Below are 21,132 nucleotides of genomic sequence, written 5' to 3' on the forward strand. Positions count from 1 at the left end.
TCAAAATCAAGCAAATCACCTGGTAACTGTTGCGTTTGCATCCAGTGCAGGCGCTTGCATGGTTTGCGATACAAGCCAGCCGGTGGCATACATCCATTTCGCCATCTTGGTCAACTTGGTAATATCAATACGCTGTGGCTCATCACGTGGCGTATGGTAGTCGGGGTGCAGCAGCGTAGTAAAAAATACAGAAGGAATACCCGCCTGCGCATAAGGCAGGTGATCGCTTCTGAAATACCAGCCTTCCGGGTGTTTGGCATCATCCCAGGAAAAATCGAGTTTGAATTTGGTTAATTGCTCATTGGCTTTCAGCGCCATGTTCACCAGATCCGTAGAGTTTTTATGTGAAGTAGTACCCAGTAACGCAGCAGAATCCGGTGCGTTTCGGCCCATCATGTCGCCATTAAGTACAGCTACAATGGAGTTCTTAGCTACCGTAGGGTGGGCAGCATACCAGCGCGAACCCAGCAGGCCACGCTCTTCTCCGCCGTGCCATACAAACAGGGCCGACCGCTTACCCGGATGTTTAACCCAGGCACGGGCCACACCCAGCATAGCTACGGTAACCGAGGCATTATCATCAGCTCCGTTCCAGATGGAATCCTGATTAATGGTGTTACCCACACCGTCATGGTCGTGATGACCGCTGAACAACACATAATCCTGCTTCAACTTAGGGTCGGCCCCCGAAACTTTAGCCACTATGTTGGCCGACGGGTACATAAACACTTCCGTATTGATTTCGGCTTTAAGTTGGGAACCGCCTTGCAGTAAGGGCATTACTGCTGAACTCACTAATAATACCGGTACTGGTTGCTGCCGTACAGTTGCTGATGGTGTGGCAGTACTTTCATTCTGATAAGTGCCTTCTTCGTAATTATGGCCGGCAAAGGGCAGTGCCTTTTCGATCTCATTATTGGCTGCTAAAATTATTGCAGCCGCACCTTTGCGGCGCAACACAGCACTTTGTTGCCGCAAGGCAGAAATAGTATAGCGGTATCCCCATAAACTCATCCCGGTAGCAGGCAGCGGGGTGGGCGCGATAATTTGCATGGCTACCACCTTTCCCTGAAGATTAACGCCAGCCGTATCTGCCATACTATTAAGCCAAACTACTGGTTGATTGATGTGCGCCTCCAGCGGTTGGGTTACCCATACCTGTTTCCATAGCGTGAGCGACTGGTTATTCAACGTAATAGAGCTACGCGAAGATACACGGCTGCGCCTGATGTTATAAAACTGAAAATAAGTGCCATCATCTCCGGCAGGTTGTAAGCCAATTTCCTGCGCTTTTTGGGCAGTCCAGGCCGCGGCACGCATTTCATCCAATGTACCTGCCCTGCGGCCACGAAACTTATCGCCCGCCAAATCGAATATTTCCTTCTTAACGTCTGCTTCCTTTATGGCAGTCAGGCCGGGTGGTAAAACAGCAGATGCAGTTTTGGCAGATTGGGCCAGTAACAATTTACAACCCAGTAAGCTGGCGAACAGCAAAGCAGACATCTTTTTCATAAGAGACAGGTTAAACAGATTACTCTTCCAAAATAGCTTTTTTATACAATTGTCCTTAAAAATTTTTACTTTAAATTTGCATGCCGCGCTGGCAAGGCCCACCGGTTTAGCTTCATGAAAATATTAGTTACCGGTACTGCCGGCTTTATTGGCTTTTACGTAGCCCAAAAACTGGCCGAACTGCAATATGAAGTTGTTGGGGTAGACAGTATCAACAACTATTACGATATTAACTTAAAATACGGACGCTTACAGGCCGCCGGTTTTGATACCGGCGAATTGAAAGATAACCAGCCTGTTTGCAGTAAAATTTACCCCAATTACTGTTTTATTAAGCTGGATATTGCTGACCGCGTACAAATGGAGCACCTTTTTGCCAATTATCAATTCGATATGGTGTGCCATCTGGCTGCACAGGCAGGGGTAAGATATTCCATCACCAACCCGCACGATTATGCGCTGAGCAATTTATCGGGCTTCCTGAATATTTTGGAGGGTTGCCGCAGCGTGCAAATCAGGCATTTGGTATACGCCAGTAGTTCCAGCGTATATGGTTTAAACGGTAATGCGCCGTTTTCGGTTCATCACCGGGCCGACCATCCGGTGAGCCTGTATGCCGCCAGCAAGAAAAGTAACGAAATGATGGCCCATAGTTACAGCCATTTGTACCAGATGCCAACTACAGGGCTCCGCTTTTTTACGGTTTACGGCCCTTGGGGCAGGCCGGATATGGCTTATTTTAAATTTGCAGATGCCATAATCAACAACCAGCCCATTGATGTATATAACAACGGCGAAATGCAGCGGGATTTCACCTACATAGATGATATTGTGCAAGGCATCATAAAAGTTTTAGCCAAACCAGCAGAGGCAAATGCCAACTGGGACCGGTTGCACCCCGATTCTGCTACCTCATCTGCGCCTTACCGTTTATACAATATTGGCAATTCCTCGCCCGTAACTTTAATAAATTTTATTGAAGCGCTGGAAAGTGCCATCGGAAAAAAGGCCATTAAAAATATGCTTCCTATGCAGGCCGGCGATGTGCTTTCTACCGATGCCGATATGACCGATCTGGAACAGGATTTTAACTATCAGCCCAAAACGGATATAAAGGAAGGCATCAGCAAGTTTGTGCATTGGTTCAGGGAATATTATCAAATATAGCCAGAGGTAATACAAATTGATGCCTATCGCCCAAATGCTGTAGTTCGCCCTGCTTATCATACGGGTATTTTCTTATTTTTGTAAATTAAATTGACATGGCCTGCGGTAAACCGTGTGCTGATTAAGTAAATGGATATATCAGTTGTTGTCCCCCTGTTTAATGAAGTAGAATCGCTGCCCGAGCTTACCTCATGGATAAGCAGGGTAATGGCGGAACACCGGTTTACCTACGAAATTATTTTGGTGGACGACGGCAGTAATGATGGTTCGTGGGATATGATTTGCAAATTGCAAAAGCATAATGCAGCCATCAGGGGGGTCAAATTCCGCCGCAATTATGGTAAATCTGCCGCACTTAACACAGGTTTTGAAGCGGCTAACGGTAACGTAGTAATTACTATGGATGCCGATTTGCAGGACAGCCCCGATGAGTTGCCTGAACTTTATCGCCGCATCATTGAAGAAAAATATGATTTGATTTCGGGCTGGAAAGCCAAGCGGTATGATCCGATAAGCAAAACCTTACCTACCAAGCTATTTAATGCCGCCACCCGAAAAATGTCGGGCATTCACAACCTTCATGATTTTAACTGCGGATTGAAGGCATACCGTAAAGCGGTAGTGAAAAACATTGAGGTATATGGCGAAATGCACCGGTATATACCAGTGATTGCCAAATGGGCAGGTTTCACCAAAATAGGCGAGCAGGTAGTGGAGCATCGTGCGCGCAAATACGGTACCACTAAATTTGGCATGAGCCGTTTTGTAAACGGGTTTCTCGATCTGCTTTCTATATTTTTTGTAGGCAAGTTCGGCAAGAAGCCAATGCACTTTTTTGGTACGATGGGCGTAATCAGTTTTATGATGGGCATGATTATGGCCATCTGGATTATGGTAGAAAAATTGATACACATTGCCCATAACCAAAAATACCGTGACGCTACGGAACAGCCCTTGTTCTACCTGGCATTGGTGGCTATCATTGTTGGCTCGCAGTTGTTTCTTACCGGTTTTGTAGCAGAATTGATTTCCCGCAGCGCCAGTGAGCGTAATAAGTACCAGGTAGAAGAAGTGATCTGAGATGATTTCGGATTTCAGATGTTCGATTCCGGAATCTGTGTAAGGTGAAAATATAGTAACGAAAACAAAAATAAATCCGAAATCGAACGTCCGAAATCAGAAATCTACTCATGTTCTTCTCAGTTATCATCCCGCTATACAACCGCCCGCAGGAAATTAAAGAATTGCTGGAAACCCTCACCCGGCAAACTTATACTGATTTCGAAGTATTAGTGCTGGAAGATGGTTCTGTAAAAGATGCCGCTGCGGTAACGGACAGCTTTGTCGGACGGTTGAACATCAGGTATTATGTAAAGGAAAACGAAGGCCAGGGGTTTACCCGGAATTTTGGTTTTGCCCGTGCTAAAGGTGATTACTTTGTAGTATTTGATTCAGACTGCCTTATTCCGGAAGATTATTTAGCCGTAGTAAACCGGCACCTGAGTACCAGCTGGCTCGATGCTTACGGCGGCCCTGATGATGCTCATCCTTCCTTTACTCCGGTGCAGCGTGCTATCAGCTATGCCATGACTTCGCCTTTTACTACCGGCGGCATACGGGGCGGCAAAAAGAATATGGGCGGGCAGTTCCACCCGCGCAGTTTCAATATGGGCATATCGCGCCGGGTATGGGAGCAGGTGGGCGGCTTTGTAATTACCCGCTTAGGCGAAGATATTGAGTACAGCATCCGCATACATGCCCGGGGCTTTAAAATTGGCTTGATACCCGAAGCTAAAGTGTACCATAAGCGGCGCACCAGCTTTATGCAATTTTATAAGCAGCTGCATTTTTTCGGGAGGGCGCGTATCAATATTTCTACATTTTTTCCAAAGGAATTAAAGCCGGTTCATTTTTTCCCGGCAGCGTTTACCTTGTTTATATTATTTGCCTTGCTGGTAAATTTATTTAACTGGCCTGTGGCAATAATTTGTAATATTTTATTGATGGTTTATATTTTGATGATTTTTTTTCATGCATTGCTGAAAAACAAATCAGTTAAAGTTGCATTTTTGAGTATCATTGCCTCTTTCATACAACTGCTTGCCTATGGCCTGGGTTTTATGCAGGATTATTGGAAACGTATTATACTGAAACAACCTTCTTACTAACATGTACCATCCCTTTACGATACGTGAAACCATAAAAAAAGCATGGGATGTAATTAAAAAAAATTACATCATACTTATCGTGTTTACTACCATAACCTTTTTAGGGGAAATATTGAAAGATAATATTTCCTTATACTTCAGTTCTGAAAATTATTTAACGCAGGTAGCGGTTACCCAGCTGATATCGCTTATTGCTGCGTACTTAACTTTATCTTTTTACCGGCTCTTGCTTACCCTGATAGACCGTGAATACTACGAGTTTGAATTCAGGGACATCATACCTTCGTTCAAAATGGTATTGAATGCGGTAATTATTGGTATAGCGCTGAATGTGGTTATCCGTACGGTTATATTTATTGATTTCCGTTTAATAAAAAATGTTTATCTGCTGCAAACGCTGTTGGTTTTAGAAGTAGTTGCGGCTGCTTATTTAGGGATACGCCTTATTTTTTGCTTATGCTTTATTGTAGATGATGATTCGGGGCCGGTTGAATCCTTAGTGCAAAGCTTTAAAGTAACAAGAGGGAACTTTTTTAAGCTGCTGGCTATGGTGCTTTTGGTATTTGTGTTTGTAGCGCTTATCCTGTTAATCATTAATGGCATCATTACCCTGTTTGTAGACCAATACAGCCCGTTACAGATCTATTTTATTGAATTTGCAGCCATTTTTTGGTTTGCCATTACGTTTCCGGCCGTTCAGGTAATAATTATTACCACTTACCGTAAACTGATATACAGCCATCAGGATGTGGATGATGACGTGTCTGAAACCCTGTAAGCAACATGGGAGTAAAAGCCTATTTAAGTAAATGGTTTGCCCGGCTTGCGCAAATGGAATTGCAGCGCATCCGGCAGCATGGTCCTGAGATGCAGCAGAAGGTTTTGCTAAAACTTATTACATCGGCAAAAAATACAGCTTTTGGCAAACATCACCATTTTGAATCGATCCGCACCTATGAAGATTTTAAAGCGCAGGTACCCATACGTGATTATGAAGACCTGCGCTTTTATATAGACCAGGTAACCAAAGGTGAACCCGATGTTTTATGGCCCGGCAAGCCAGCTTATTTAGCCAAAACGTCAGGCACCACATCAGGTGTAAAGTACATACCCATCTCTAAGGAGAGTATGCCCGAGCATATCAAAGCTGCACGTAACGCCCTGCTTAGCTACATTTATGAAACCGGTAACACCGATTTTGTTGATGGTAAGATGATTTTCCTGCAGGGCAGCCCGGTGATGAGCGAAAAGGCCGGTATTAAGATAGGGCGCCTGTCGGGCATTGTTGCACACCTTGTGCCCGCCTATCTGCAAAAGAACCGGTTACCCGGTTACAAAACCAATTGTATAGAAGACTGGGAGGAAAAGGTTGATGCCATTGTAGAAGAAACCTACCCCCAGGATATGCGCCTTATATCAGGCATCCCGCCCTGGTGCCAGATGTACTTCGACCGGCTTTCGGCAAAAAGCGGCGGTAAAAAGATAAAGGACATCTTTCCGAATTTTAAACTGTTTGTATATGGGGGAGTAAATTTTGAGCCTTACCGCAAACGGCTGGAAGACACGATTGGCTTTGCGGTAGATGCAATAGAAACTTATCCGGCTTCTGAAGGGTTTATTGCCTTTCAGGACAGCCAGCAGGACAAAGGGTTACTGCTGCTGGTAAACTCCGGGACTTTTTATGAATTTATTCCGGTTAGCGAGTTTTACAATGCGCAGCCCGTCCGCATCAGCCTGGCAGATGTGCAATTGGGCGTAAACTATGCACTCATACTAAACACCAATGCAGGTTTGTGGGGCTACAGCCTGGGAGATACTGTGAAGTTCACATCACTTTATCCGCATAAGATTGTGGTTACCGGCCGTATAAAGCATTATATCTCTGCTTTCGGTGAGCATGTGATTGCCGAGGAAGTGGAGCAGGCGCTGCTCAGCGTGGCGGGTGAGCAGGGCATAAACATTGCAGAATTTACAGTGGCACCCCAGGTGAACCCGCCAAAGGGACAGTTGCCTTATCATGAGTGGTTTATTGAATTTGGCAATCCGCCGGCTGATATAAAGGATTTTGCACTAAAAATTGACCGGACGTTGCAGCAAAAGAATATTTATTACGCTGACCTGATTGAGGGTAATATTCTACAACCATTGATCATCAGAAACCTCAAAAAGGATACCTTTATTGATTATATGCGGTCGCAGGGGAAATTAGGCGGTCAGAACAAAGTGCCCCGTTTATCAAACGACCGTAATATTGCTGATCAATTAAGTATGCACATCATTTAACCTATAAAACCAAGCTTAAACTTAAACCGTATAAGCTACTGATACATGAGTGAGTTAAAGCATCAGCCTAAAAATATTGCCATATTAGGCGCCACAGGGAGCATCGGTACCCAAACGTTGGAGGTTATACAAGAAAACCCCTCGTTATTTAAAGCCTGGTTGCTTACGGCGCACAGCAACGCCTATTTGCTGATACAGCAGGCGTTACAGTTTGCACCCGCTTACGCAGTAATCTGCGATGAAAGCAAGTATATGGAGGTGAAAAATGCATTAGCCCATACTTCTACACAGGTGCTGGCCGGCCATCAGGCTGCCTGCGAACTGGTTACTGCGGCTGAAATTGATATTGTACTTACCGCTATGGTGGGTTTTTCGGGCCTTGAACCTACCATTGCAGCCATAAAAGCCGGTAAGGATATTGCCTTGGCGAATAAAGAAACACTTGTGGTTGCAGGCGAATTAATTACCACGCTCGCAAGAGCGTCAGGAAGCAGGCTCTTGCCGGTGGATTCTGAACACTCGGCCATATTTCAGTGCCTGGCCGGTGAAGATCCGGCTTCAGTTGAGAAGCTGATACTCACCGCATCAGGCGGCCCGTTCAGGGGCAGGGATGCTGAATTTTTATCTGCAGTTACCAGGCAACAGGCGCTAAAGCACCCTAACTGGGTGATGGGCGCTAAAATTACGATTGACTCGGCCACGCTGATGAATAAGGGGCTGGAAGTAATAGAAGCCCGCTGGCTGTTTGATGTGCAGGCCGATGATATAGAGGTAGTGGTGCACCCGCAGTCCATCGTTCATTCGCTGGTGCAGTTTAATGATGGCTCTGTTAAAGCACAGATGGGGCTGCCCGATATGAAGCTGCCTATACAGTATGCGCTGGCCTGGCCCAACCGTTTACAAAACCAGTTTAAACGATTCAGTTTTGCTGATTTTGCCTCCCTCACGTTTGAACAACCGGATACCGATACTTTCAAAAACCTACCGCTGGCCTATCAGGCGCTTCAGCAGGGGGGCAATATGCCCTGCATTATCAACGCTGCGAATGAAGTGGCCGTTGCTGCATTTTTAAAAGATGAGATCGGTTTTTTAGGCATGAGCGATATGATTTCTGAATGTATGGTACAAATTGGCTTTATAGGTAAGCCATCGTTAAATGACTATTTGAATACTGACAAAGAAACCCGCATATTCGCACAAAATTTAATTACCAAAATGCCGTTAAAGGCATAATATACTTCAAAATTATTCAATGGATGTATTAGTAATGGCAGGCCAGCTCATTTTAGGCCTATCAATCTTAGTGATTTTGCACGAGCTGGGGCATTTTTTAGCAGCCCGTGCCTTCGGCATCAAGGTAGAGAAGTTCTACCTGTTCTTTGATGCCTGGAACATCAGCCTGTTTAAATATAATTATAAAGGGGTAGAGTATGGTATTGGCTGGCTGCCGTTGGGCGGCTATGTAAAAATAGCCGGTATGATTGATGAATCAATGGATACCGACCAAATGGCCGGTGAACCGCAGCCCTGGGAGTTCCGCTCTAAACCGGCCTGGCAGCGCCTCATTGTGATGCTGGGGGGAGTAACGGTAAACATTATACTGGGGGTGCTGATATTCTGGGTGTTAACCCTTAAGTACGGCGAAAGCTACATTCCGAATAATGAATTGAAGCACGGTATTGTACCCGGAGTAATTGGCCGGCAGATTGGTTTGAAGGCAGGCGATCAGATCACCGCCATTAATGGTAAGCCATTGGTACGGTACGAGGATATCATCAGTTCGCAGGTGCTGATGGGTAACTGCGTGCTTACGGTACAGCGCGGCAGCCAAACGCTGAACGTTACGGTGCCATCAAGCATTGTAAATGATATTTCAGACCAGGGCGTAGATCAGTTCGTCAGCCGGTTACCCCGCATCCGGTTTGCTGTAGATTCGCTGCAACCCGGCAGCGGAGCGCAAAAGGCGGGTTTGTTAAAAGGCGACAGCATTGTATCGGTAAACGGTAAACCGGTTATGTATTTTGATGAGATGCAAAAGGCATTGGCCGAAAATAAGGGCAAGCAAGTGCAACTGGGCGTTAAACGTAACCAAAAGCCTATGCAACTTACCGCACAGCTAAACGCACAGGGGCAATTGGGCTTTTATCAGAAAGGCGATCTGCCTAAGGAAAAAACGGTGCAATACGGGTTTTTCCAATCGCTGCCGGTTGGCGCTGCCAAGGCCTGGGACACATTCAGCACGAATGCTACCGGTATAGGTAAGATGATTACCGGTAAGATTAATCCCAGTAAGGCCATTTCCAGTCCGTTGCGCATTGCCACTTTTTTTGGCGCACATGTAGACTGGTTGCGTTTCTGGAGCCTTGTGGGCTTATTATCCATGGCCCTTGCACTCATGAACATGCTGCCAATACCAGCCCTCGACGGTGGCCATGCGCTGTTTCTGATTATTGAGATGATTAAGGGGAAACCCTTAAGCGATAAGTTTTTAGAGCGTGCCCAGATTGTAGGTTTTGTAATGCTGATTACCTTGATGGTGTTTGCCTTTGGTAATGATATATTGAGGATCGTTCATCATAAATAAGAAACACTTAAGTATACTAAACATAGAAAGGGCTTACCATATAAGTGATAAGCCCTTTCTATGTTTAAGGCGGTTAATATAGTTTACTCGTAATCAACATTACGGGTAAATAGGGGTGGTTCCCGCTTCAGTAGTACGCCAAATATAAAAGCGGCAATAAAGGCAAATACCACCCCCAGCAACAGGTAGGTTACCACGTTGCCAACAGTAATATGCATGCCGGCATTTAAGTTTCCCTGCAGTTCGGTTGCACGTTTATTCATTTCAATTGGCGGAACTCCATTATGCTGTTGAGCTTGCTGGAATGACTGCACAGTATGTTTGTTTGCTTCTAAAACAGCTGCAGGATGCAAAAGATGTACAAATACAACATTAAAGCCAATATAAGCAATTACCAGTGCAGTATAGAACATAAAGAATATACCTGTGGTGGCCTGTTTTAAACTCCAGTAATTTCCAATCGATCTTTTCAGTAATACTGCAAAACCAAGCCCGAACAGTATTTGGAGCGGATACTTGGTTAGAAACAAAGCTATAACCAAAGCTACTACCGAGGTATTGATATAGGCGGTGTAATAAACCGCAGCTATACTGATTACCAATAATAGAATGCCAAGTAATAACCCGTACTTAATGCCGCTTAACCTTAATGTTGAATTACTATACTGCATGTACAGCTTAGTTGTTAAAGGTGGTTAGTATGCAGTATACAGCAGTATCAAAGTCTTTATTGTCAGAAGCGGCAGTTACTTCGTTAGCGCCTTCTGCGGGGCTTTGTATGTTTTGGAAAAAACACATCATTGGATAGAACAGTTCCTGCAGTTCGTCGTCATCTGTCAGCGTATCGGCTACTTTGTTTACTTCCCCGGGTGTGCTCTCTACCAGTTGCTGATTGGCAATTACCGGTTCATATATACGATGCTCATCCTGAAATTCATCATCGTTCACCAGCAGAAATTCATTCAGGTAATCTTCTAAAGAAGGCTCAATTTCTTCATCCCTGCATTCGTTAAGATACAGCAATACGTTTAGCAATTCGGTACCACGGTCCATGGTTTCCTCTTCAATTTCGGCCCACTCTTCACTTTCCAGATAGTCATCATCCAGTCTTTTAATATCTGCGCTAAAGAAGTTTACCATCAGTAAATCAAAAAACACTTCGCGTAAAGCTTCGGTTTGCGGGTATTCATCAAACAAGTCATCAAGCGCATTAGCTTTTTCTAAAAAATCATTTTCAGAAGAAAAAAGAGTAATAGCCTGGCTGCTGAATAGCCTGGCGTTCGTATTGTTGTATTTGGAAAATTCGTTTATCGAAGTTTCTATGGCCAGCTGGACTTTTAAGTCAGTCATAGTTTTTTTAATTAAAATGTACCTGGTTATGGTTACAGGTTAACAGTATTCGGCCGGTTAAGTTATGGCCTAAAAAAGGAGAATTATAAGATTTGGATTGGTTGTTCTGCTTGGTGTATTGCCATTGGCCAAGGCTATCAAACAGGGTAATGTTGGCAATTGCACCTTCTGTAATTGCCGGTATGGGTAGTTGCAGTATCTCGCGGGGGGCTATGGCCAGTTTTTGTACAATTACTTCCGGCAATAATCCTGCCTGCACCGTAAGCGAAAAGGTGGTTTGCAGCCCTAATAAGCCATAAGCGGCAATTTCAAATTCCACATCTTTGTACTCAACTTCGTGCGGGGTATGCTGCGATACCACAGCATCAATGGCGCCGTCCTTTAAACCTGCAATCAAAGCGTTAGCATCCGCACGGGTACGCAGGGGCGGCTTTACCTTGTACAGGCTGTCAAAATTCATCAATGATTGATCGGTAAGAGCCAGATGATGTGCGGCTACATCGCAGGTTACCCGCAGCCCTTTCTTTTTGGCCTGCCTTATCAACTCCACAGATCCGGCTGATGACAGCGTACTGAAATGTATTTTTGCGTTGGTATATTCCGCTAAATAGAGGTCGCGCGCAATCATCAGTTCTTCGGCCAGGGCAGGGATGCCTTTCATTCCCAGCAATGTACTTACTTCGCCCTCATGCACCCTGGCCTGGCCTGCAATGGCCGCATCCTCGGGGTTGGAAATAATCAGTGCATCAAATGCCTGCACATATAATAACGCCCTTTCCATCAACCCTGCATCTTGTACCGGGTGATTGCCATCCGTAAACGCCCTGGCGCCGCTCATGTACATATCATAAAGTTCGGCTAAATCCTTACCCTCGCGCTTGTATGATATGCTACCCAGCGGATACACGTCAACCAGGTTGTTTTTGGCTTTGTTAATGAGGTATGCTACTTCTGTTTTAGAATGTATGGGTGGCTGGGTGTTGGGTAACAGCGCCAGCCCGGTATAGCCCCCTGCTGCTGCGGCTTTAGTACCGGTAAACAAATCTTCCTTGGTTTCAAAGCCCGGCTCGCCAATGTTGCAGTTCAAGTCGAAGAAACCGGGAGAGAGGTAGTGCCCTTGTGCATCAATTTTCTGAAAATCTGCATCAGTAATTTTGGGGGCAATTTTTGTGATGATGCCATCTTTAATAAGCACATCAGCTGTTTGCCGGTGGTAAGGCGATTGCGGACTAAGTATAACAGCAGATTGAATAAGCAGATCCATGTTTATTAAGTTGTGGTGCCTTATAAATACATAGTTTATGTAATGCCGGACTTGTTAAAATACCGGACAAGCCATATTTCGGCAGCAATGCAAAACAACGCCAAAATTAGACAAACTTTCCATAAATGCAGCCCCTTATTTGCTTCGGCCAGTGCTGTGGTTATGGGTTTAGCGCCGGCATTGATCAGCCTGCTTTGGGCCGGAAGCATTTTCTGAACTGCCTCGCGGCTGAGGTAGTGCAGGTCCGACTCCGAACGGCTGTTATTGAAGGCAAATACGGCCAGCAAGCTGTCTTTTACGGTTAGCCGGTACATGCCCGGCTGCTTTACCTGGTCGGCCACGTACAGCGTTCTGATGCCATTAGATAGCTGTACATCAGGTAACAGTTTAACTGCGCCTTTGGTAAGATACAGCGGCTGCTTTTCTTTAATGCCGACCTGTGAAAAGGTGATGCGCTCATCCTGCCCGATGTAATGATACAGGGCTGCATCATTTTTACTGAGCAGGGCAACCCTGAATAGCATCGGTAACAACAAGGCATGTTTTGGCAGGTTACTGTACCCTTCATCAAGCGGCACAGCAGAAAGGTATACCATGCCTTTACCAGCCGGATAACCTGAAATAAAGGGATCGTTTCCCGGAAGCATCAGGAGCGCCTTGCCAGTATGTTCAACAGGTAAATTTAATTTATAATATTTATGTACGATGGGTAGATCAGGCTTGTCATAAAAATGCTCAAAAATACCCTTCCATACCGGATGCTGCGCATTAAACGATAGTACTTTGGTTTCTTCTGTTAAAAGCTGACCGGGCCAGGGAGCGTTTAAAGGGCGAAGTAATTGCTGATAGCTGGCTGCGTTTGCATCGCCGGCAGGAAATACCATTAAGGTGCCGCCATTACGAACATAGTTTTGTAACTGTTGCGCCAGTCCGGCAGGGATAGTTTCAACATCACTTATGAAGATAACAGGATACTGGCTTAACGTAGCATAATTGATGCTGCCAGAGCTGATCTGGTCCGGTTTAAAAAAGCTGTCAGTGCCGAAGGCTGCGGTAAGGTATTGATTTTTGTTTCTGCCGTTGATGAGCAGCAGGGGTAAGTGCGGCTGTACATTAAAGCTGAAATAAAAAGTATTATCGAAGGTAACAGGGTTGTCCTGCAACTGTATTTGCGCCTGCTGCCAGCCGGCTTGCAGCTCCGAAAAGGTAACAGTATCATTGCCTGCGCTATTGTCCCTGAGGCTGATACTGCTTACCGCTTTTTGTACACCGTTGATTAATAATCTTACCGGTACCGATATTGCGGCCTTGTCTGAATAGTTACGGATCCTGATTACCAGTTTTTCCTGTTCTGCCGGCCGGTGCACCGCGTTGAGCAATAAGATAGAATCAACAGCAAGGTTTGGCAGGGGAGCAGCCTCAATCTTAACAAAGTTTAATGAAGCAGATGTGTCGGTTTGGAGCAGTTTGCCGGTAGCTAAGTTTTGTTGAAAATCTGATACTACATAATAGCTTTTTGTGGTTTGCGGCTGCAGGTTAAGAAAATTTTGCTGCCGGCTGATAATTTGCTGTAACGAGCGGCTTTGCGTTGATAGCGTAAGGGTGTCAACCGCCTGGTCAAATTCTTCGGCTGTAAGCAAGCGCTGGTGCTGCCCCTCAAAATCCTGGGTGAGCAGCTGAAAACGGGTGTTGCTCTGGTATGCAGCTACAATCTCTTTGGCCCGGCGTTTGGCTTCGTCCAGCAGCCTGCCCTCCGGGTTGAGGGTTTGCATCGAGTAAGAATTATCTACAAAAATGCTGATAACCTGCGGTGTATTATCAGCGGCTGATTTACGACCGGCAAAGTAAGGGCGGCTAAAAGCAAGCAGTACGAACAAAAAGATCAGCAACCTTGCGGTTAAGACCATACGCTCGCGCAGGTGTGTACGCGAAGCCTGTTGCTGCTGTATCTCTTTTAAGAACTGTACATTGGAGAAGGTTATGCGTTGATATTTCCTGAAGTTAAATAAGTGCACCAGAATTGGAATGGCCAATACCGGCAGCGCATAAAATACTTCGGGGTATTCAAAATTCATATCAGTACGCTATCCTTCCTTGCTCAGAACAAAGCTATGATATTTCCTGATTTGCCTGGCTTAAATGCAGTGGTGCTGCAGAAGTATACTGCGGAAAGCGTATAACAAATGAACTGCCAACCCCCGGGCTGCTTTCTATCTCCAGGGTGCCGCCATTCTTTGAGATCAGGTCGCGCACCAGCAACAGGCCAAAACCGGTACCCATTTCGCCGGCGGTACCGTTGGTTGTCATGTAACTGCCTTCAATTACTTTTTTCAATTTACTGGGGGCCATGCCAATTCCGCTGTCCTTAATAACAATAGCTGTAAAGCCGTCAGTTTGTACTGAAGTGAATTGTATGCTTCCTTTATCAGGTGTAAACTTCAAGGCGTTATTAAGCAGATTTCTGAACACTATGCGTAACGCTTCGCGGTCGGCATACCAGTTAACTGTGCAATCTATGTAATTGGTAACCGTTAGTTTTTTGTTGTGTAAAGCCAGCTTTTGCTCTTCAATCAATTCATTCACCATTCCGGTTATTGCATTATCGTTCTTTTTAGCTTCGGCATGTTGTACCTGCCTTTTAATCCAGAACAGTAAATTATCCAGTAAGGTAATGGTGCGCACATATTGTGCCTCCAGCTGGCCGAACAAGGTTTTAGCTTCTTCCTGCGATAGCATCTGCTGGTTATAAATATCAAGCAGGCTGCGTGTATTTACCAGCGGGTGCCGCAGGTCATGTGATATAACGCTCAGTAATTTATTTTTGAGGTTGTTATCCTGTGCAAGTTCTTTATTCTGCTGCACAATCTGGCTGTTCAAATGCTGCACTGCTGCCGATTTTTCTTCAATCTGCTCATTCTTATCCGTTAATGCCAGCGCGTAAGCCCTTGCCCTGCGGTAACTGATGTGCAAAGGTATGCCCAGCGCAAAACCTATACATACAATAATCAGAAACACTTTCAGGTAGATTGTTTTTTCCTGGGAAACCTTCTTGATTCTGTCTATCTGCGCCAGGTAACGCGACTGGTTTTCTTGTTGCTGTTTAAACACATCCATAAAGGTTATGGCCTCTTTCTTTTCCTGTTCTGTTACCTGGGCGCTAATGGTAAGCAGCTTATCCTGCCACTTTATTACGCCATCGGTATTATGCAGATACCGGTTGATGTGTAACAGTATTATTGCAGCTTGCCTGGTAATATCAATGCCACCCACACTGTTTGCGTTGGTGTAAGATAATACAGCGTATTTTTCAGCTTCATTGTGCTGTTGTTGCAGGTTGTAAATCCGGGCAATTTCCAGGTATGACAACGCTTTTCCATAATTATCATGTGTTAAGGTATCAACCTTCAAAGCGTGGTTGAACCATTTTAATGCTACAGGATAGTTTTTCAAATCCTCATAGAGCAACCCTTTGCTGTAATACGACTTTTTTTCACCATAGGTGTACCTGGCCTGTAAGCTGGTTTGATAGGCCTGGTCATACAAGTTCAAAGCCTTGTCATAATGCTTTAAGCTCTGGCTTAATAAGCCAAGCCTTAGCTGAACGTTGGAAATATCAACAGGCTTGTGCAAACGCGTAAACACCACCAGTGCATGATTAAGCAATCGTGCGGCTTCGGTAAATTCCTTTAACTTTCGTTTTACCGTGCTGATGTGCTGTTCGCACTGGGCGGCGTGATATTCATCCCCATCTTGCTGGCTGATGGCTAAAGCCTGGTAGTATAACAACAAAGCCCGCTTGGAGTAGCCGCGCTGACTGAATACTTCGGCCTGGTTTACATAGGCTGCCGCCAGCCCTTCGCGGTATTTATTGTCTTCGGCCAACTGTTCAGCACGTACAAAGAGCAGCAACGCCTTAGAAGCATCATGCCTGAACATCTTAAATCCCTTACTGTTCAGCGTGTCCACCTCTGCTTTTACCGCATTAAGGCCGGTATTTTGATTTTGCTGTGCAATGCCCTTAACTCCTGAAAGCAGAAAGCAAAAAATCAGTAAGCAGGTTAGTATCCGGTGAATCACTGTGATGTTAAAGCAAGCTTCGTGTTAAAATAGCTGGTATACCTGGTTTATAATAAGTAGTACTGTAAGGGCATAGTTTTAAAAAACACCGTTAGCACAAAATAAGCTGACTACAGCAATTGCTTACTTAATTTTACTGCATTACGTTAGTAGCAGCTAAATTGTTACGTCTGTGCCATAAAAACAGGCAGTAACAATTTTGCTCCTTCGGGTAATACTGGTTGTAAGTGATAACGGCCTGTCTTTACCGGCCCTGCCAAGATGCCTGACATAACCCGATCTAAACAGAACCGGGCCATTTCCTTTGAAATGGCCCGGTTCTGTTTATCTTCTGTGCCGCCTTCGCTTTTTGCTGCTTTCGCGGTGATGGGCTGACGAGCGGTGCTTACTTATCTCGTGGTGTTTGCTCACGCGGGAATGGCTTTCGCTATGGTGTGTATGGCGGCGACGATTGCCTGTATCATTAGGTTGCTTTGAGTGGCGGGCAACCGGTTCGGGGCGAACCGTTGCCGTACTTGCTGATGTACTTGTGGCTGTAGTTGTACTATCAGTACTCAGTTGTTTTACCGAGAAACTGTTGCCATGATAGCTGTATTCTAATATCTTCTTTTGGCCGGTAGGTTTTGCATTCCGGTTATCACTATCATAAACCGGGTAAGTACGGATAATCTTATCTTCCTTAACCACAAAGCTGTCACCGCCATGATAGCCTTCTTTTTGCCGGGAGCTTAACTTTGGAAATTCAAGTTTCCGGGCGTTATCATTATTGTATTCATAAGCATCAACCTTGCCGTAATGGGTAGAGTCGGCGGTTTGCGACAGGATAAATATTTCCGGGTTGCCGTCCGTATCTAAATCAGAATTGAACACATCTTTGATGGCTCCGTCCAGATTACCATTGGTGGTAGTATATTTTTTGTCAACCGAATCGGAGCACAGGATCATATAAGCGCCTAACGAATCAGTTCCCCGGCCCCAGCTTAATACATCGTAATCTATTCCGGGCACCACCTCAATACGCTCGTGAAAACGAAAGGGCGGCATAACAGCAGGCTTGTTAACTGTTGCCCGGGCAGTTTTATGATTATTATCTTTATCGTGCCGGCAGGCTGCAACAGCCAGGCATAAAATAAGGCCGGGTAATGCGTAACCAAATTTCATAGGCAATGGGGTGGGGTTTTAATGCAATGGTTATTTAATTAAACAGGTCGGCAGGTGATACTTCTCCCTTAGGCTTACCCGGAATGGTCATGTACACATGCAGTGCGCCGGATGCCGCGCCTCCGCCTTCAAAGTACTTAACGGTAATGCGGTGGTAGCCGGGCTGCAGTAAAATTTCGCCGCCCTGCTCATACAAATTATGCCGGCCATCATTATTAACAACCTGCTGCTCATCTATCAGTAATACCGAACCATCATTTGATACGGTAGAGAACAGATATTTGCCGCCCGTATCAATACGTATAAAGCCGGTATATATTACGCCAAATGACTGGCGGCTTTTGGCGAACGAGGATATGTTAAAACTTTTAGTTATACCGCTATCGGTTATTGCCGCTTCATCCAGTTGGCTGGTATAGGTAAACTTACCATCAACCACCTTAAATTTTAAGCCCTGTATGTTAGCAGTGTAAGGCACCGGAGCCATAGGAGGCTTATTAAATATGGTTACCTTAGTAATGTTACTGCGCAAACCAGAAGGGGTAATTACCATAGTTTGCAGCTCGCGGTAATCATTCAGCGGAATGTTTAACGTAAACGGGTGTTCGTAAACCAGGTCTGTTTCACGTGTACTGTACCCATCAATGGTGTAATAAATTTTTGCCCCTTCTACCGATGGCTTGAGGTTTACCTGATACTGTGAGGCAATGGTTGTAGTATCTTTAAGGCCGATTACCTCCGGCACACGGTAATTAAAATCATTTTTATCAAGCCAGGCCAGGTGGTGCGGCAGCCGTACCTGTGCAAAATTAGTATAGTTTTTCAGGCCAAGCGGTGTCCAGGCTACTTCTGCCAATGCCAGCAGGCGCGGGAGCAGCATATACTCAGCCTTGCTTTCTGTAGCAATGTACTCGGTCCACAGGTTAGCCTGCACACCTAATATAAATTTTTGTTGTTCAGCAGTAAGGGCCGCAGGGGTAGGATTGTAACTGTAGGTTTTTTGCAGCGGTGCATAACCGCCGATGCCCAGGGGTTCGTTACCCAGCTTGCCTTGTGCATTGTCTAAGTATAAACCGCCGCTTCCGGGGGTCATAACTACGTTGTGCCCCTGGCGTGCGGCTGCAATGCCGCCGTCTTCGCCCCGCCAGCTCATCACGGTGGCGTTAGGGGCAAGTCCGCCTTCCAGTATTTCGTCCCAGCCAATTATGCTGCGGCCTTTGCTGTTCACAAACTTTTCCATGCGCTGTATAAAATAGCTTTGCAGGCCATGCTCATCCTTCAGCTTTAAGCGTTTAATGAGGCTTTGGCAAAAGGCGGAGTTACGCCAAACGGTTTTAGGCACTTCATCACCGCCTATATGTATATAGCGGCTCGGGAACAGTTCCATCACTTCGGTAAGCACATCTTCTAAAAAGCCAAACGTTTTTTCAGACGGGCAGAACACGTTATTAAAAACGCCCCATTTTTCGGCAACTGCATATTTAATCCTTGGGTCGCAGCCCAGTTCAGGGTAGGCTGCCAGTGCTGCCAGGGCATGGCCGGGCATCTCTATTTCGGGTATTACGTTGATGTAGCGGTCGGCAGCATACTTTACCACTTCACGTATCTGGTCCTGCGTATAATAACCGCCATACGGTGTATTGTCATACCGCTGTACCGGGTTATCACGGTAATTGCCGATCAGCGTTTGTGCACGCTGACTGCCAACCTGGGTGAGGCGCGGATATTTTTTTATTTCGATACGCCAGCCCTGGTCGTCGGTTAAATGCCAGTGGAAATTGTTGAGCTTATAAGCCGCCATCAGATCAATATACCGTTTCACGAATTGCACCGAAAAAAAGTGCCGCGATACATCAAGGTGAAGGCCCCGGTAAGCAAAGCGGGGATAATCTTCTATCTGCACGCAAGGTAGCTTCAACGTAGCCGAGCGTTCGAGCGGAATCAGCTGTATGAGGGATTGAATACCATAAAATATCCCGGCACCTTTACCCGTAATGGTTACTCCGGTGGGTGTGATGTTTAAGCGGTAACCATCAGCCGGCAATTTTTCGCTTCCGGCAGAGGTAATAATGATAGCATTTGAGTTTGTGCTGTTTGCCGGTTTTACCGGTAGTTGAAGCGCATACCTGTTCTTCAGGTAATCAGCCAGAAACATTACCGCTTTGTTACCAATACTGTCGGCAACGATGGCGGTTGGCTGACCTACAACAAAAACACCCGGATTGCTTTTAACAGAAACAGGTTGCGGAATGATGGCCGGAACCGGAGCTTGTGCAAATACCGGGGCTGATAAAGAACAAGAGAGCAACAGCAGCATACTGCTAACGAAATTTAAACGCATTAATTGAAGTTGAATAATAATTAAGTAATAAGGCGTAACCTAAGCAAGGTAAGTGGATGTAATCCACAGGTTTTTGCTTCGCTTATTGCACGCGCTGTTTCAAAGCCGTGAATTTAGACGATTTTGTTCACAGGCATAGCTGCAAGATGTAAAAAATAAGTGGTTAACTAAAAAAAGCCACCTGTTAAAGGGTGGCTTTTAAATGCTACTTTATATAAGGTAAACCTAAACTACCGTTTCGGTTTCAGCTTCTCGTGCGGCCAGCCAGCGTTCCGCATCAAGTGCGGCCATGCAGCCGGTTCCGGCAGCGGTTACCGCCTGACGGTATACATTGTCCTGGGCATCGCCGCAGCAGAATACCCCTTCAATATTGGTATGGGTAGTACCGGGTTGAGTTTTGATATAGCCTGTTTCGTCCATATCCAGCCAGCCCTTAAAAATGTCGGTGTTCGGGTGATGGCCGATGGCTACAAAAAAACCGGTTACATCCAGTACCTTTTCTTCCTGCGTTTTATTGTTGAGTATCCTTACGCCGGTTACGCCTGTATTATTGCCTACAATTTCCTGCGTATCAGTATTGTAGATGATTTCAATATTGTGGGTATGCTGTACGCGGGTTACCATTGCCTTGGAGGCGCGAAATTCATCCCGGCGAACCAGCATGTACACCTTTCTGCAAAGCTTGGCTAAATAGGTAGCTTCTTCGGCAGCCGTATCGCCTGCACCTACAATGGCTACATCCTGGCCTTTAAAGAAGAACCCATCACAAACGGCGCAGGCCGATACGCCAAAGCCGTTATATTTCATTTCCGATTCTAATCCCAGCCATTTGGCGGAAGCGCCGGTAGAGATGATCACCGTATCAGCTAAAATAGTTTTCACCTCGTCTACAAGCACTTTATGCGGCATACTGCTGAAATCAACCGAACTTACATAGCCAAAGCGGATATCGGTGCCAAAGCGTTCAGCCTGTGCACGAAAATCCTCCATCATCTCCGGGCCCATAATTCCTTTCGGATAACCGGGAAAGTTTTCTACATCAGTGGTTTGGGTAAGCTGTCCGCCGGCCAGCATACCTGTATACAATACGGGTTTTAAGTCAGCACGGGCCGCATAAATCGCAGCGGTATATCCTGCAGGTCCCGACCCGATGATCAGGCATTGTACGTGTTCAGTTTCTTGAGACATCAGCGTGAGAATTGAAGCGCAAACTTAACGTTTTGAG

16 protein-coding genes are annotated in these 21,132 nt (G+C 45.6%); 7 read left to right on the forward strand and 9 right to left on the reverse strand.

Annotated elements, in window-relative coordinates; translation table 11 throughout:
- Positions 1–15: 15 nt before the first annotated feature.
- Positions 16–1,512 carry a M28 family metallopeptidase gene (locus ACY652_RS15605; RefSeq protein ID WP_462265312.1) on the reverse strand — a complete coding sequence of 499 codons (1,497 nt, stop codon included), beginning with the start codon at positions 1,510–1,512 and terminating at the stop codon, positions 16–18.
- Between the two features lie 114 nt (positions 1,513–1,626).
- Between ACY652_RS15605 and ACY652_RS15610 the strand changes: the two genes are divergently transcribed.
- From ACY652_RS15610 to rseP, 7 genes are all read left to right on the forward strand, one after another.
- Positions 1,627–2,679 carry an NAD-dependent epimerase gene (locus ACY652_RS15610; RefSeq protein ID WP_462265313.1) on the forward strand — a complete coding sequence of 351 codons (1,053 nt, stop codon included), beginning with the start codon at positions 1,627–1,629 and terminating at the stop codon, positions 2,677–2,679.
- A 129-nt stretch (positions 2,680–2,808) separates the two neighbouring features.
- The gene (locus tag ACY652_RS15615) at positions 2,809–3,759 is read left to right on the forward strand and encodes a glycosyltransferase family 2 protein (protein WP_462265314.1); all 951 of its coding nucleotides are present in this window, start codon (positions 2,809–2,811) and stop codon (positions 3,757–3,759) included.
- Between the two features lie 110 nt (positions 3,760–3,869).
- A complete protein-coding gene (locus ACY652_RS15620) occupies positions 3,870–4,847 on the forward strand; it encodes a glycosyltransferase family 2 protein (RefSeq protein WP_462265315.1) in 978 nt (325 codons plus the stop codon).
- Position 4,848: 1 nt separating this feature from the next.
- Positions 4,849–5,625, forward strand: coding sequence for a glycerophosphoryl diester phosphodiesterase membrane domain-containing protein (locus ACY652_RS15625; RefSeq protein ID WP_462265316.1), 777 nt, complete (start codon positions 4,849–4,851; stop codon positions 5,623–5,625).
- A 5-nt stretch (positions 5,626–5,630) separates the two neighbouring features.
- The gene (locus tag ACY652_RS15630; protein WP_462265317.1) at positions 5,631–7,130 is read left to right on the forward strand and encodes a GH3 auxin-responsive promoter family protein; all 1,500 of its coding nucleotides are present in this window, start codon (positions 5,631–5,633) and stop codon (positions 7,128–7,130) included.
- Between the two features lie 45 nt (positions 7,131–7,175).
- On the forward strand, positions 7,176–8,363 hold the full coding sequence (locus tag ACY652_RS15635; RefSeq protein ID WP_462265318.1) for a 1-deoxy-D-xylulose-5-phosphate reductoisomerase: 1,188 nt from the start codon (positions 7,176–7,178) through the stop codon (positions 8,361–8,363).
- 19 nt (positions 8,364–8,382) lie between these two features.
- Positions 8,383–9,714 (forward strand): RIP metalloprotease RseP, encoded by a 1,332-nt coding sequence (rseP, locus tag ACY652_RS15640; protein ID WP_462265319.1) that lies wholly within the window; start codon positions 8,383–8,385, stop codon positions 9,712–9,714.
- A gap of 83 nt (positions 9,715–9,797) precedes the next feature.
- Here rseP and ACY652_RS15645 read toward each other — a convergent pair whose 3' ends face one another.
- The 8 genes from ACY652_RS15645 to trxB form a co-directional block, all read right to left on the reverse strand.
- Positions 9,798–10,385 carry a DUF4199 family protein gene (locus ACY652_RS15645; RefSeq protein WP_462265320.1) on the reverse strand — a complete coding sequence of 196 codons (588 nt, stop codon included), beginning with the start codon at positions 10,383–10,385 and terminating at the stop codon, positions 9,798–9,800.
- Positions 10,386–10,392: 7 nt separating this feature from the next.
- Positions 10,393–11,064, reverse strand: coding sequence for a hypothetical protein (locus tag ACY652_RS15650; RefSeq protein ID WP_462265321.1), 672 nt, complete (start codon positions 11,062–11,064; stop codon positions 10,393–10,395).
- Positions 11,065–11,071: 7 nt separating this feature from the next.
- Positions 11,072–12,328, reverse strand: a complete 1,257-nt coding sequence (locus ACY652_RS15655) for a dihydroorotase (RefSeq protein WP_462265322.1) — start codon at positions 12,326–12,328, stop codon at positions 11,072–11,074.
- A gap of 35 nt (positions 12,329–12,363) precedes the next feature.
- Complete coding sequence (locus ACY652_RS15660) at positions 12,364–14,403, reverse strand: BatA domain-containing protein (protein WP_462265323.1); 2,040 nt, start codon at positions 14,401–14,403, stop codon at positions 12,364–12,366.
- Positions 14,404–14,437: 34 nt separating this feature from the next.
- Positions 14,438–16,405 (reverse strand): tetratricopeptide repeat-containing sensor histidine kinase, encoded by a 1,968-nt coding sequence (locus ACY652_RS15665; RefSeq protein WP_462265324.1) that lies wholly within the window; start codon positions 16,403–16,405, stop codon positions 14,438–14,440.
- 324 nt (positions 16,406–16,729) lie between these two features.
- Positions 16,730–17,566, reverse strand: a complete 837-nt coding sequence (locus ACY652_RS15670; protein WP_462265325.1) for a PliI family lysozyme inhibitor of I-type lysozyme — start codon at positions 17,564–17,566, stop codon at positions 16,730–16,732.
- A 34-nt stretch (positions 17,567–17,600) separates the two neighbouring features.
- Positions 17,601–19,907, reverse strand: a complete 2,307-nt coding sequence (locus ACY652_RS15675) for a family 20 glycosylhydrolase (protein WP_462265326.1) — start codon at positions 19,905–19,907, stop codon at positions 17,601–17,603.
- A gap of 225 nt (positions 19,908–20,132) precedes the next feature.
- Positions 20,133–21,095: a thioredoxin-disulfide reductase gene (gene trxB, locus ACY652_RS15680; RefSeq protein WP_462265327.1), complete on the reverse strand. Its 963-nt coding sequence runs from the start codon at positions 21,093–21,095 to the stop codon at positions 20,133–20,135.
- Positions 21,096–21,132: the final 37 nt, after the last annotated feature.

This window comes from Mucilaginibacter sp. (genome assembly GCF_965200995.1).
GTDB lineage: Bacteria > Bacteroidota > Bacteroidia > Sphingobacteriales > Sphingobacteriaceae > Mucilaginibacter.

What these genes read in the sequence shown, in the direction of transcription:
- trxB (WP_462265327.1), bottom strand. Translation starts at nt 21,095, where the DNA reads ATGTCTCAAGAAACTGAACACGTACAATGCCTGATCATCGGGTCGGGA.
- ACY652_RS15670 (WP_462265325.1), bottom strand. Translation starts at nt 17,566, where the DNA reads ATGAAATTTGGTTACGCATTACCCGGCCTTATTTTATGCCTGGCTGTT.
- ACY652_RS15635 (WP_462265318.1), top strand. Translation starts at nt 7,176, where the DNA reads ATGAGTGAGTTAAAGCATCAGCCTAAAAATATTGCCATATTAGGCGCC.
- ACY652_RS15625 (WP_462265316.1), top strand. Translation starts at nt 4,849, where the DNA reads ATGTACCATCCCTTTACGATACGTGAAACCATAAAAAAAGCATGGGAT.
- ACY652_RS15605 (WP_462265312.1), bottom strand. Translation starts at nt 1,512, where the DNA reads ATGAAAAAGATGTCTGCTTTGCTGTTCGCCAGCTTACTGGGTTGTAAA.
- ACY652_RS15620 (WP_462265315.1), top strand. Translation starts at nt 3,870, where the DNA reads ATGTTCTTCTCAGTTATCATCCCGCTATACAACCGCCCGCAGGAAATT.
- rseP (WP_462265319.1), top strand. Translation starts at nt 8,383, where the DNA reads ATGGATGTATTAGTAATGGCAGGCCAGCTCATTTTAGGCCTATCAATC.
- ACY652_RS15610 (WP_462265313.1), top strand. Translation starts at nt 1,627, where the DNA reads ATGAAAATATTAGTTACCGGTACTGCCGGCTTTATTGGCTTTTACGTA.
- ACY652_RS15655 (WP_462265322.1), bottom strand. Translation starts at nt 12,328, where the DNA reads ATGGATCTGCTTATTCAATCTGCTGTTATACTTAGTCCGCAATCGCCT.
- ACY652_RS15615 (WP_462265314.1), top strand. Translation starts at nt 2,809, where the DNA reads ATGGATATATCAGTTGTTGTCCCCCTGTTTAATGAAGTAGAATCGCTG.
- ACY652_RS15650 (WP_462265321.1), bottom strand. Translation starts at nt 11,064, where the DNA reads ATGACTGACTTAAAAGTCCAGCTGGCCATAGAAACTTCGATAAACGAA.
- ACY652_RS15660 (WP_462265323.1), bottom strand. Translation starts at nt 14,403, where the DNA reads ATGAATTTTGAATACCCCGAAGTATTTTATGCGCTGCCGGTATTGGCC.
- ACY652_RS15675 (WP_462265326.1), bottom strand. Translation starts at nt 19,907, where the DNA reads ATGCGTTTAAATTTCGTTAGCAGTATGCTGCTGTTGCTCTCTTGTTCT.
- ACY652_RS15645 (WP_462265320.1), bottom strand. Translation starts at nt 10,385, where the DNA reads ATGCAGTATAGTAATTCAACATTAAGGTTAAGCGGCATTAAGTACGGG.
- ACY652_RS15630 (WP_462265317.1), top strand. Translation starts at nt 5,631, where the DNA reads ATGGGAGTAAAAGCCTATTTAAGTAAATGGTTTGCCCGGCTTGCGCAA.